The sequence below is a fragment of the Iningainema tapete BLCC-T55 genome (assembly GCF_014698965.1).
In the GTDB taxonomy this organism is placed as follows: Bacteria; Cyanobacteriota; Cyanobacteriia; order Cyanobacteriales; family Nostocaceae; genus Iningainema; species Iningainema tapete.
In genome coordinates, this window is the sequence record NZ_JACXAE010000093.1 from 1 (window position 1) to 12,358 (window position 12,358).

The following is a 12,358-nucleotide window of genomic DNA, read 5'->3' on the forward strand; positions in this document are numbered from 1 at the left end:
TTACTGTACCGTATATAGTGTCCCTTCTTCATAATCCTTTGTGAGTAAGCTTTTCGAGACTTAACGGGAAAAGTCAGTTTGGCTTACTTGTACGATGGACAGGGAAATTATCAAAAAGCAGAGCATTTGTATCAGCGCTCACTCGCTATTCGTGAGAAAGTACTAGGTAAAGAACATCCTTTAGTTGCACTAAGCTTCAACAATTTGTCTGGATTGTACTGGGCAAAAGGCGATATCACCCGTGCTACTGATTTCTTTGCTAGTGGGCTAGCAATTGAAAACCAGAATTTAGCACTCATTAAAGCTGTAGGTTCAGAGCAAAGAAAACAAGACTATGCCAGAACATTTACATCGTCAACCGATGGTATCATTTCCCTGTCCTTCCAAAAAGCTTCTCACAATCTGAAAATACCACGCTTAGCACTTACCACAGTACTACGCCGTAAGGGGCTGGTACTAGATGCTGTTACAGAAAGCATACAAACATTACGCAATCAATTAGCTTCAACGCCAGAAACACAAAAATTATTTGATGAGTGGCTGATGGTTCAACAGCAACTATCAACATTAGTATATAAAGAACAGGGAACGCAAAGTGTGAGTGATTATCAAGCGCAGTATCAGCAACTGGAAGCTCAAAAAGAACGTTTAGAAGAAGTTATCAGCGTTAAGAGTGCTGAATTCCGTAATGCAACACAGCCAGTGGAGTTAGAAGCTATTCAAGCTAAGATACCTCAAGATGCAGCAATAGTTGAAATTGTGCAGTATCAGCCGTTCAATCCTAAAGCTAAACAAAACCAAAGAAAGGGCAACCCGCGTTATGCTGCTGCTGTATTGCGCTCATCCGGTGAACCAAAGTGGGTTGATTTAGGAGATGCTGCAACCATTGATAAGTCGATCACATCTTTGAGAACAGCTTTGGCACGTTTAGGCGCTCGCGGAATTAATGTTGAACATGTTGAGGGTGCAAACAAAAATGCTATCCCACAAATTCAGCAACTTGCTCGTAGTGCAGATAAACTCATTATGGCACCGATTCGTCCATTGTTGGGAGATGCGCGTCACTTACTACTATCACCAGATGGGCAATTAACGCTGATTCCTTTTGAAGCACTACAGGATGAGCAGGGTAAATACTTAATTCAACGTTATGCGTTCTCTTATCTTACCAGTGCTAGAGATTTGCTACAGTTACAATCTGTTGCCAACAGCCGCTCTAGTCCAATTGTGTTTGCCGCTATTGACTATGATCAACAGCAGACAGTAGCCACTGCACCGAAGTCAAATACAGTAAGAAGTGTGGAAAATCGACGCTCTAATGACTTAGCTTCTATAAGTTTTACACCACTAACCAATACCAAAGAAGAAGCAGAAAAAGTCCAAGCTATTTTTCCTAACACTACACTCCTGCTAAGTCAAGAAGCTACGGAAACTGCGATTAAACAGCTTACTGCTCCCAGTATATTACATCTTGCTACCCACGGTTTCTTTCTACCTGATACTGAAGTTAAACCCGTCAATGATGAATTGGGCAAACCTTTAAAAGTTTTGAATCTGGAAAATCCCTTGTTGCGTTCAGGATTAGCCTTAGCTGGTGCTAACAATCGTAATCAAGTTTTGGCTGGTGCTAACGACGGTGTACTTACAGCATTGGAAGTCGCTGGACTAAATTTACGTGGTACTCAATTAGTTGTGCTATCCGCATGTGAAACAGGGTTGGGTGATGTGAAGGTGGGGGATGGATTGTATGGATTGCGTCGTGCTTTAGTGATTGCTGGTGCTCAAAGTCAGGTTTTGAGTTTGTGGAAAGTGGACGATAAGGGGACAAAGGAACTAATGGTGAAATATTACCAGGGATTGAAGGCAGGTAAGGGCAGACATGAGGCATTGCGAGCTGCACAACTTGAGATGCTCTCCAACCCAAGTTATCAGCATCCTTACTATTGGGCAAGTTTTGTCCCCTCTGGTGATTGGACTCCACTCCACAAATGGTAAAGTTATACAAAGTGCATAGCTAAACTCTACTAAGTAAATCAGTTGTTTGGGGCTATGCACGCACAACTGTAATGGAGCGTCCATTTTTGGTGGTGGCAATTTGTGTTGTTAAACGCTCTTCGATTGGTGGTGCTTTGGAACGTTGATCAAAAATAATTAGCCAACCAAAATCTACTCTCAAGCGTGCTAAATAAGAGTCTAATTGTTCTAAACCGCTTTCAAGTGGGTCTCCTTTTTTATTATGCCAAGCTTTTAACTCGATTCCTAAAGTGAGATTTTTATATCTTAGACATAAATCCATGCGATCTCGTCCAATTGCATATTCACGTTCTAAGGTTCCACTTGCGTTGACGACGCGGTGTAAAAATGCCATTAATACTATATGCGGTGCGATTTCGTGGTATGGTGCACTACTGAGTAATGGTTCTCCGTGCTGGAGCCAAAAGGCGATGAAAGCTTGCAATAAGGCATCGGTGTCAATTTCACCGTTTGAAGTGAGCCAACTGGGACTAATGTATGGTAGACTGTCTTGAGTACCTTGGACTAAAACACGGGGTATTACCTCGCGATAAATAGGATTTGCTATTGTCAATCCGGCTGTTGGGTCACGTCGCAATAATCCTAAATCAATCAAGTATTGTCGATCATCCGATGGTGTATCTCCTAATGTAAGTCCGGCAAGAATTGGCTCAATAATCGCTTTAACTCTTGGTTCTCTAAGTTTTTCAGCTAGAGAATCTAGATGAGTATCTTGACGTGCTATTAATACTTCTTTTGCTGTTAATATATGTTCTGGTGTAATTGCAACACTTGTATCCGTCACCATCTCTTCGACAATTTCTTTGGCTAGGGCATTCACTAACCAAGGTTGTCCCTGAGTCAAATCAAATGCCATCTGAGTTGCAGCTTTCGTGCAAACTTGTCCGGTATCGTCGGTATGTTGTTGGTATAGTTCTTGTACCTCTTTGGCATGAAAATTTCTCAAGGTTATTGAGCGCACTTTGATATTGAAGGGGCTTGAGGTATTCAATCGCTCACTCCCCCCAGATGCTACCTTGTAATCGCGCACATCTCGTAAACCAATCAACCCAACAGAAACTGGAAAATTGTCGGGGCGACTACGATAGCCATCGCGTAACTGTCGTAAAACAGATATTAAAGCTTCATCTTGTAAAGAGTCAATTTCATCAATAAACAGCACCAATGGGCGCGGTGAAGTTTGCGCCCATGTCTGTAAAGCCGCTTGAATTTTTTGTCCTGGCTGCTCTTCATTCCAAACAGGAGGGTGTAAATCTGGAGGTAAATCGAATCTCGCATTCGCTCTCCAGGCTGCTAGTATAGCATTTTCTGCTGCTCCTGGGTCATGACTAAAAGGTGCTCCCACTTCTACCGATACCAAAACTGCTGTGTAACGTCCACTAGTCGTCAGTTGTTTGGCTAAGGCTAGCATCGCGGTGGTTTTACCTGTTTGACGCGGTGCATGAATCACAAAATAACTACGTTGTTCAATCAGCCGCTCCAAGTTCGGCACTCGACTGGTTGGTGATAGCATATAGTGAATATCAGCTTGGCATGGACCTGCGGTGTTAAACCAACGAGACATGGTATGCTTTCAACTGTGTTTGGTGAATGCCCTCATTGTAAGTCTAATTATCCTGATTCTCATTCAATTGGTGTACGGTCGGCGTATTTGATTAATATTAGAGTATCAAAAAGTAAAAAGTAAAAAGAACCAAACATTATTTCTTTTCACTTTTTACTTGATTCCCTTACAACTCATGTCCCAATGATTTTTTCTAATCTAATAGCAGAACGTTTAACTATCCGACTGGGCAGGCTCAAACCGTTTCCATCGTGAACCTGTAAACAAAGTTGCTAATCCCAATCCAATCACAGAGGCAAAGGTAGTTGCAGGTTCAGAAACTTGCCTACTAACAACCGCTCCTGCTGAAACAAAGCGCACAAAAGGTCCACATCCGCCGGGATTAGATCCCAGAGTTTCAATACATCCAACAGTCACAAGACTAGACTCTCTTCCTGAAAGAATTTCACCCCCATTAAATCCAACAGGAGAACCAGGAAAATTTAAAAATAATTCGTTGATGACTCTCGGTCCCACCGGAAAAAATGAAGTTCGGAAAGATACTTCAAAGCTATCAGGAAGTATACTTAACCTCGACGTTGCATTACCCAATTCCTCAGCTAACTTTATGTAATTCAGACCGCTATTTCGAGTACGGCTGGTGGCGATATTGTAATCACCAAGTGTCCCTGTCAAAGGGTCAATTTCAAAATTTCCAGAAAAAGTAGTACCATCCTCAAACTGTCCTCCCACAATCTCAAAAGATGCAGCAGATGCAGCACCTGCACTAATCGTTGTAGTCAGAATAACTGTGGCGAGAAAAAGACTTTGTGATTTGAAAAAGTTCATTGAACTCTTTCCCTCCTGATGTTTCAAGATGTTAGTTGTCTACACCTATTTAATCCTATAATCTTTTCAATCACATTAATATCGCATCTCCAAATCAGGACTTTTAGGTAAATTTTTTATAAGTAATGTTACACAGTGCAATAATTTTACCATCATGAAAGATAAAAAAATCAGCTATTATGTAATAGTTAATTTATAGGCTACTTGCTCTAAAGATATTCTCCCGTATATTTGATGATAAGTTGTTCTTTTGCGAACGCGCAGTACCGGAGGCGATCACCACTCTTTCTTATGCGTTCTTCTCTGCCTCCGCGTCTTTCTTATTGCTTGAGTGTCTTTTATGACAAAACACTCTCTGCTGCTTTGGTTTCGCCTAAAATTTTTGCTTAATTAAGTGCCGTTTTATAAAAAATATGTGTAGTTAAGCACTGTTTTACTTTCTGGTTGGGAAGCATTGATGACATGAAAAAACAAATCACCCAGCCAAAATACCAACTCAAAAGTGGCATAAAATGGTTGTCGAAATCAGTTTCAGTTGCTGTTGCTTACGCTTTACTAGTAAACATTCCGGCAATAGTAAGCAGAAGCGATCGCTACCATGTTCTCGATCTGGGGGTATTATCCAAGAAACAGGGTTTCTGATAGCTGCAACGCTAAAATACAATATATAATTATCACCTTAATCTTAACAGCAAATGAACGCATTTACTATAGATATCTCAGATGTAATTAAACTAACCGACGATCAATTCTACGAACTTTGTCTGAAAAACCCTGATGTGAAATTTGAACGCAATGCCAAGGGAGAACTGATTATTATGGCTCCAACGGGAGGAGAAACAGGAAACTGTAATGCTGAAATTACAGCTGATTTTGGAATCTGGAATCGACAAACAAAACTTGGTAAAGTGTTTGATTCTTCAACTGGCTTTAAACTCCCCAATGGTGCCGTTCGTTCTCCAGATGTAACTTGGATAAAACAAGAAAGATGGGATTCTCTCACACCTGAACAAAAGGAGAAATTTCCTCCCATTTCTCCCGATTTTGTCCTAGAGTTAGTGTCGCCATCTGATACTTTACAAAAGTTACAAGAAAAAATGCGAGAATACATGAATAATCAAGTAAAACTTGGTTGGTTAATTGATCGAAAAACACGCCAAGTAGAAATATATTGCCAGGGGCAAGAAGTAGAAGTTTTAGAATCGCCAAAAGAATTATCAGGGGAAGATGTCTTACCTGGTTTTGTCCTGAATATGGAAATCGTGTGGGGATAAATTTTTAAGCTGATAACGGTGGTGGAAAGCGGATATCTGAATTGAATTGCTCAACCAAAGCCGAGTGATAAATTGGTAAAGCATATTCTAAATTTTCATGGGGACGGGGAATAGTATGATATGAAAGTAACTCGCCACCATTAACTCGTGACACTGCTGTAATTCCGGCGGCTACAGCAACCTTCACCTCTCCTACTTGTCCCCGAATCAAAACAGTAATTCTTCCCAAATCCGTATTTTCATACCCGACAAGGATTACGCGGGCAGCTTTGCACATAGCGTCCCCTACTTCAAGTGCTGTGGGAACGCCATAAACTTCAATCATGCCAAGTGCCAGTGTCATTCAGATACGCGGATTTTAGGACGGTTCTAATTTATTAAAGCAGCTTGGGGAGACTGCGATCGCACACGCTTTCCTGTAATTACCATCTTGACTCCACCAGCAGGCGCAAGCGTAACATTTTGTCGCCTCGGTTTTTCTGGTCGATGATCTGCCAGCGCGAGTTGATAGCGTGATACGATGGTTGCCAAGACTAGCTTCATTTCAAAGGGTGCTAAAGCATGACCAATACAGCGACGCACACCAGCACCAAAGGGCATAAATTCATAGGGAGAAAACTGTCTTTCCAGAAAACGTTCTGGTTTAAACTGCTTGGGTTGTGGATATAAATCCTCACGTTGATGCAACAGATAAATACAGCCAGCGAGTAAAGTACCAGGCTCTAAGTGATGTCCCAGCAGTTCTACTGGTTCTTGCACTTCCCTAGCAAACGTCATAATAGCAACTGGGTAAATCCGTAAAGTTTCATTACAGACAGCGGTGAGATAAGGTAGCCGAACTATGCTTGTGGGATCTGGGCAATCGCCAAGAGTATCTAGTTCTTGGAGCAGTTTTTCACGGACTTCTGGTAAATGGTGAATCCAATACAATCCCCAAGCCATTGCTGATGCTGTACTATCGTGTCCAGCCAATAGCATTGTCATCATCTCGTCGCGCAATTCTTGATCCGTCATCGAATTACCCTGTTCATCCTTAGCTGACATCAGCAAGGAGAGAATATCAACGCGATTTGGATCTGGATGCTCCCGACGTTCAGCAATTACCGCGTAGAGTAATTCATCAATAGAGGAGCGTAGGTGCACAAACTTTCCCCAAGGACTCCAAGCACCTAAATCTTTTTGTAAAAAGGGGAAATAAAGAAGGCTAGCATTCAGGGGAGAGCTAAAAATCTCTGTTATTGATGTTAGTAAGCGTTTGATCTGTTGGTAACGTTCACCTTCATACAAGCCAAAGACAACCTGTAATATGACTTGCAGGGAAATATCCTGCATGGCTTTACGAGCTAAGAAGGGTTTACCTGGTGGTATCTGACTAAAAACTTTTTCCGCTATATTACAGATATTCTCTCCGTAGGTACGCATCCGCTCTCCATGAAAGGGGGGCATCAAAATTTGTCGCCTCCGTTTGTGGGATTCTCCTTCCAGCATGATCACAGAATAATCCCCGATTAAAGGTTGCAAAATTTTGTTTTCTTCACCTACAGCTATAAACTTCTTTCTATCGTTGGTAAGAATTTCTTGAAGTGCTTGGGGATTGTTTACAACTACTAGAGTGTCACCAAAACCAACTATCTCCGCTGTGAAAATGTCGGGGTACTGCTGAGCCGCTTTTTCCATGTATCCTACAGGGTTAGTAACCCACTGAAGCTTCTGGAAAAAAGAGGGAGTTTGAAGAGTATTAGGTAGCTGCATATAAATTTTTCCTCCCGAAATCTTGCTAGCAACAGGCTCAAGCGATCCATACACATGGTTGCCTGTTGTAATAAACATTCTAGCTATTCCCTTTGGTATCTCCATTAATCATCAGCTAGAGCGAAAGGTTTTATCCAACCGAGATGTATAGCTGTATCAAGAGCGATCGCTGCTACACTAAACCACAAAACACTCTCCAAACCCAGCACTACAAAAGGTAAAACGTTACTGGTACAACAAAGCCCCACATCCACCTGGGCTAAACCTCGCACCAAGCCAAAAGCAAGCACTCCCCCAGTTTTCAGTTGCGGATTTTGATCATCCCGTATGATATAACGATAGGTGACACCAAACAGCAAGCCAGAGAAGCTAGCGATCGCACCACTCACCCACCAGTGCCAATCTAGAGTATTAACTTGCAGATTGCTGAGTATCTCAAAATACTTGGCTACTACGCTATTGAACCAAGAGGTGAGGATGAAGGCTAAAGTAAGGCACAAGCTCGCGGTTAATCCGGCTTTGAGAGATTCTAAGCGTTCTGCCATCAGGTTAATAGACATCTTGTAAAAATTCCATTAGCATAAAGCCCGAAAATTGATTTCATCTGGGCGGCGGGTTTCTCGTATGATAGAAAATAGAGTCGTTTTCTAAACTTACTTGAGAAGTACCGCTATGGATATTTTGTCATTGGGTTGGGTTGCTTTACTGGTTGTTTTCACCTGGTCAATTTCAATGGTAGTTTGGGGTCGTAACGGATTGTAGAAAAATCGTGGAAAGTCCACTCCTTCTAGATAGTTTGGCTGTAATCGCTTTGGTACTGCTTCTAGCAGTAACAGGTGGTGTTGGTTATTTGACACTAGCAGGTTGGCGCGATCGTCGTCGCGAAGATCAAGAAAAACGCGAAACGCGACGCACCTCTCCTGCCAAGAAGAGCCGCGAAGAAAAAGAAAAACGCGACGAAGCGCGACGCACCACTGCTCCCAAGAAGAAGCGATAATTCTTGAAATCTCATCCGAATGTGTAGAGACGCGAAATTTCGCGTCTCTACAGTACTCTTACTATTTGCAATGACTGTCAATTTGGGTGGAGGACGCTTATTTAGCCACTTTACTGATGCTAATGGCATAAAAGGTATTACAGGAATTGACAGTGATAATCTTGAAGTGGGTGAGCAGGTGATTGTCACCGAACTCAGGTTTGCACAAGGCATCAATTCCTTTCTAGCCAGTGAACCAGGTAGAATATTTGTTACGCTTTTGGGTACTGATGCTACTGATAGTCAACTGATGAATATTGGTGTCTTTGGGGATAAGCAGAAGTTTGTAATTCAGTTTTCGGAAGAAACAGCATTTGTATTCAACGGCATTAGAATACTTGGAGAAGTTCCTTCCAGAAGTATATTTTCTATTCCTGGTGGCACTAATCTCAAAGGTGAGTTTTTAGTTACAAGGGTTAGGTTATGAGCAGATTTAACCTCGATTCAGTTATCGAAAATTTAGACACTAATCAAGTTGAAAAGCAGGTTCCGGCGTTAGAAGAGGCAACAGAAATTGTTAATTCTCTTGCCCGCAAAGCTGTTGATGCTTTAATTCGGGGACCAAACCGTTTTTTGGTGGCAGAAAGATTGCAACTTTTGGGTTCAGTGGTTGTTCCACATTTAGAGAAACTTCTTCAGGAATCGGATGATTTAGAGACGAAAATTTTAGCAGCACTAGTACTTTTACAATTTAATTCCAGAGTAGGAGTGCCTTGTCTGCTTGATGCAATTGCCAATAATGAAGAATACGGTGGTTTGGTAGCTGAGCATCTAGCTAAAAAAGGAATTAAGGAAGCTATAGCGCCAATTATAAATCGTCTTTCAACTTGCGAACTTAAAGAGGTGGATTTAATCGTTAATCTTCTCGACGCTTTAGAGAAACTCGGTGGTGAGATTCCCTTGGAGTTACGCCAACGTCTAGCTGCGCCCAATATTCCTTGGCAGATTCGTACAATGATTGATGACACTCATATAAGTGTAAGCTTAGCAAACATAAGTAGAGACGCGAAAGTTGAGCCAGCGCTGCATCCGGGTTTCCCGACAGAGACGACTGGCGTCGCGTCTCCACCAAGATGATGGCTTTAACGAAAGACTCAGACGTTATGAGGAGGAAAGAATAATGCCATTACTCAGCAATATGGAATTGAGAGGAATAGAAAAGGGAACTAGACAAACCCTTCAATCTAATATCATAAGTATTTTGCTTTATCGGTTTGAAACAGTACCAGATGAGTTAGTTGAAGCTATTAATAACATTGAGGATATTTCTGAATTGCAAAGGCTGCATTTAGAGACGGTAAGTGTCAACTCAGTAGCCGATTTTCAGCAATTACTTTCACAAAATCCCGATAGTCAGGAAAATTAGGACTCAATCGCGATTCTTAATTACGTTCAATATAGTTCTTCTAGGGTGGGTTGTCCTGCCCACCCTTATTTTAGGACAGACGAGACGCGATCGCAATAAGTGGGTGATTGCTGGTTTTTGAGATTGTTGACCCCACAGGCGGCGCAAGCATGAGCGCCCCTATCCCTACCTCTGCTTCACAGCCTGCACCGCAGCATCAGCATTAACTAAACCACGACCGAAGAAATACTCTTGGGCTGACACTGGTTTCGCCTTTGGGAAAATACCGGAAGGTCGTGAAACTGGAGTATCTACAACAGTTCCAAAACCGACTTCTTTTTGCAGACGATAGCGATTAGCATCCGCTTTAGAAAGGTTGAGTCCATCATAGGTAGCAGTCTTTTTCAAAATTGACACCATTTCCTCCCGACTCAAACGTCGTTTCGGGTCTTCCCCCTTCATGAGTGCCACCACTGCCGATACAATGGGAGCCGAGAAAGAAGTCCCCTGTACCTGAACGTACTTACCTACAGGGTCTAAAGCCACACCCCAAGAATTGTCTGGTACGGAGATTCCTTGCCAAAAACCATCCAGCCAAGTGCCACCTGTAGTTAAAATACCCCCACTCATACCATTTTGGATTTCTCCCCCTGGTGCAACTACATCTAATCCCCCACCATAACTGCTGTAGTAGGTACGATTACCCGTCATATTTGTAGCACCAACCGATACAACCCCAGGAATACCAGCAGGGAAGGCAACACCATCTAAATTTTCATTCCCCGCAGAAGCGATCATGACTAAATTGCGGTTAGTATCCAATACATCAAAAATTTGTTCGGTTAGTCCCTCATCGGGAAGCAAACCTGCCAAACTCATATTGATGACATCAACATTTCTACTGGCAGCATAACCAATTGCTTCTACCAAAGAAGCGGAATTAATCGCACCACCCAAGCCAAACACCCGCACTGGTAAAATTTGGGTATTGGGTGCAACTCCGAGAACACCAGCTTTATCTGGAGAATTGGCAGCAATTACCCCCGCAGACCAAGTACCGTGAAACTCGCTACTGATTTGAAGACGAATGTAATTCCGAATATAATGTGCTATTTCACTGGGAGAAGCTTTAGGATTGCGTTTTTTGAATGTATCGGCAAGTTGTTGATATTTCTTTAATAATTGGTCAGTAGGTAATTTAAAAGTATCTTGAAATTCTGTTTGAAGGAGCGCTAATTCTTGAGAATTCAAGCGTGTGTCTGCATCTCCTTTTCCACTGCTAGAGAAGTCCCAACCGTATTCTTCGTCAGGTAACTTATCGGGATGATTTCCAGATTTATAGGTATTCTGTACCAAATCGGGATGATCCCATTGAATCAAGCTATCGATTACCGCTACCACAACCCCACGTCCACCATTACTGTGCTTCCATGCTTCCGTTGCGCGAATATCAGTACGGGCTAACAGTTGACCGCGTTTTGGGGTACTATTTAAATGCCATTGCAAGGGCAGTAATTTTGCACGGACAGGTGTGTCTTTTGGTTGGGGTAACTGTGCTAACTGCTGTTCCAAGCGTTGATTGGCGTTCGGGGTTTCTGGTAAATTAGCGAGATTCGCCAATAGTTTCGATTGTTGGTATGATGTGGCTTGAATGAAATTTGGTGTAGCAGATTGCACTCCTGTCACCAATTCTAATTGATTCGCCACATTTAAAATCTCTGTCCCGGATACCGACTTAGAACGGACTAAATAGCGATTTTTACTAAACCTCAACGGGCGAACCACTTCTAAATCGTGACGCAATAATACCATTTGTCTTTGACTTTCAGACATATCCCGGTCAAAGCCGATCGCAATCTCATTGGGTAGAACAATAACTTGCTCAGATTCTTTTTCTCTGGATGTTTCCTCCGATTTGCGCGTTAAAATAGGTAGAGTTTCTTTTACGTAAGACTGCTTTTGAATCTGCTGTTGAACTGAATTTAAGGAACTACGAGTGCCGTTCGTTACATTCACCAGGGCAATATTTTCTCCCAAAGGTTTTACATCGATATCAAAGCCATTATTGTTAATACTGCGAGTATTGCCACCACCACGTCTTAAATCCTGTTGTAACTGTAAGTGTAAAGGTTGGATGGAGCGAGAGCGGGTGTTAGTTGGTTTAAAGCTGACAGCAATGCGATCGCGTCGCAAGTTGAGAGGAATTTTTTGACCGTAAAATGTATAAAACAATTCATCTGTTGTTTGGGCTTGCGCGAGTTCCCGGTATTGGTGAGGGATGAAGGGAAGATTGGTGGAACAGAGACAAGCTGCTAAAACCAGACTTGAGAGGAAACGTTTCATAATTGCGACTGGATTAATTTTGCTGGATATGTGTATTTCTCAGCTTTTGGAGGATATGCAATTTTCCAAAATTGCATAAGGTCAATTTCCTCAGAATTATGAAAAGATGACAGGAGTTGTTGTCAAATCAGATACTTAGTATAAAATGTATCAAGATATAAATTCTTGCGTATAGGAGCAGT

Annotated in this window: 14 protein-coding genes; 8 read left to right on the forward strand and 6 right to left on the reverse strand. The window is 42.1% G+C overall.

The genetic code is table 11. The features are described 5' to 3' along the window. Positions 1–78: 78 nt before the first annotated feature. On the forward strand, positions 79–1,995 hold the full coding sequence (locus ICL16_RS31045; protein ID WP_238361036.1) for a CHAT domain-containing protein: 1,917 nt from the start codon (positions 79–81) through the stop codon (positions 1,993–1,995). Between the two features lie 52 nt (positions 1,996–2,047). Here the strand turns inward: ICL16_RS31045 and ICL16_RS31050 are convergent, their stop codons facing one another. Together ICL16_RS31050 and ICL16_RS31055 are read right to left on the reverse strand one after the other, a co-directional pair. After that, complete coding sequence (locus ICL16_RS31050; protein ID WP_190835451.1) at positions 2,048–3,598, reverse strand: ATP-binding protein; 1,551 nt, start codon at positions 3,596–3,598, stop codon at positions 2,048–2,050. A 213-nt stretch (positions 3,599–3,811) separates the two neighbouring features. Then, positions 3,812–4,426, reverse strand: coding sequence for a hypothetical protein (locus ICL16_RS31055; RefSeq protein ID WP_190835452.1), 615 nt, complete (start codon positions 4,424–4,426; stop codon positions 3,812–3,814). Between the two features lie 462 nt (positions 4,427–4,888). Between ICL16_RS31055 and ICL16_RS31060 the strand changes: the two genes are divergently transcribed. Continuing rightward, entirely contained in the window at positions 4,889–5,068 is a 180-nt protein-coding gene (locus tag ICL16_RS31060; protein ID WP_190835453.1) for a hypothetical protein, read from the forward strand. Between the two features lie 53 nt (positions 5,069–5,121). Next, positions 5,122–5,700 (forward strand): Uma2 family endonuclease, encoded by a 579-nt coding sequence (locus ICL16_RS31065; RefSeq protein ID WP_190835454.1) that lies wholly within the window; start codon positions 5,122–5,124, stop codon positions 5,698–5,700. A 4-nt stretch (positions 5,701–5,704) separates the two neighbouring features. On the opposite strand, the gene ICL16_RS31070 is transcribed toward ICL16_RS31065, so the two are convergent. The 3 genes from ICL16_RS31070 to ICL16_RS31080 form a co-directional block, all read right to left on the reverse strand. Further along, a complete protein-coding gene (locus ICL16_RS31070) occupies positions 5,705–6,043 on the reverse strand; it encodes a carbon dioxide-concentrating mechanism protein CcmK (protein WP_190835455.1) in 339 nt (112 codons plus the stop codon). Positions 6,044–6,069: 26 nt separating this feature from the next. Then, on the reverse strand, positions 6,070–7,452 hold the full coding sequence (locus tag ICL16_RS31075; protein WP_190835514.1) for a cytochrome P450: 1,383 nt from the start codon (positions 7,450–7,452) through the stop codon (positions 6,070–6,072). 104 nt (positions 7,453–7,556) lie between these two features. Continuing rightward, positions 7,557–8,012, reverse strand: a complete 456-nt coding sequence (locus ICL16_RS31080; protein ID WP_238361037.1) for a hypothetical protein — start codon at positions 8,010–8,012, stop codon at positions 7,557–7,559. Between the two features lie 112 nt (positions 8,013–8,124). Here ICL16_RS31080 and petN point away from each other — a divergent pair, with 112 nt between their 5' ends. The 5 genes from petN to ICL16_RS31105 all read left to right on the forward strand — a co-directional run bounded on the left by petN (position 8,125) and on the right by ICL16_RS31105 (position 9,854). Next, on the forward strand, positions 8,125–8,214 hold the full coding sequence (gene petN / locus ICL16_RS31085) for a cytochrome b6-f complex subunit PetN (protein ID WP_190835456.1): 90 nt from the start codon (positions 8,125–8,127) through the stop codon (positions 8,212–8,214). A gap of 7 nt (positions 8,215–8,221) precedes the next feature. Next, on the forward strand, positions 8,222–8,449 hold the full coding sequence (locus tag ICL16_RS31090; RefSeq protein ID WP_190835457.1) for a hypothetical protein: 228 nt from the start codon (positions 8,222–8,224) through the stop codon (positions 8,447–8,449). 70 nt (positions 8,450–8,519) lie between these two features. Further along, complete coding sequence (locus ICL16_RS31095) at positions 8,520–8,915, forward strand: hypothetical protein (protein WP_190835458.1); 396 nt, start codon at positions 8,520–8,522, stop codon at positions 8,913–8,915. Further along, positions 8,912–9,565 (forward strand): hypothetical protein, encoded by a 654-nt coding sequence (locus tag ICL16_RS31100; protein ID WP_190835459.1) that lies wholly within the window; start codon positions 8,912–8,914, stop codon positions 9,563–9,565. The genes ICL16_RS31095 and ICL16_RS31100 overlap by 4 nt, the downstream gene beginning before the upstream one ends. 43 nt (positions 9,566–9,608) lie before the next feature. Further along, entirely contained in the window at positions 9,609–9,854 is a 246-nt protein-coding gene (locus ICL16_RS31105; RefSeq protein ID WP_190835460.1) for a hypothetical protein, read from the forward strand. Between the two features lie 165 nt (positions 9,855–10,019). Here ICL16_RS31105 and ICL16_RS31110 read toward each other — a convergent pair whose 3' ends face one another. Further along, the gene (locus ICL16_RS31110; RefSeq protein ID WP_190835461.1) at positions 10,020–12,176 is read right to left on the reverse strand and encodes a S8 family peptidase; all 2,157 of its coding nucleotides are present in this window, start codon (positions 12,174–12,176) and stop codon (positions 10,020–10,022) included. Between the last annotated feature and the right edge of the window lie 182 nt (positions 12,177–12,358).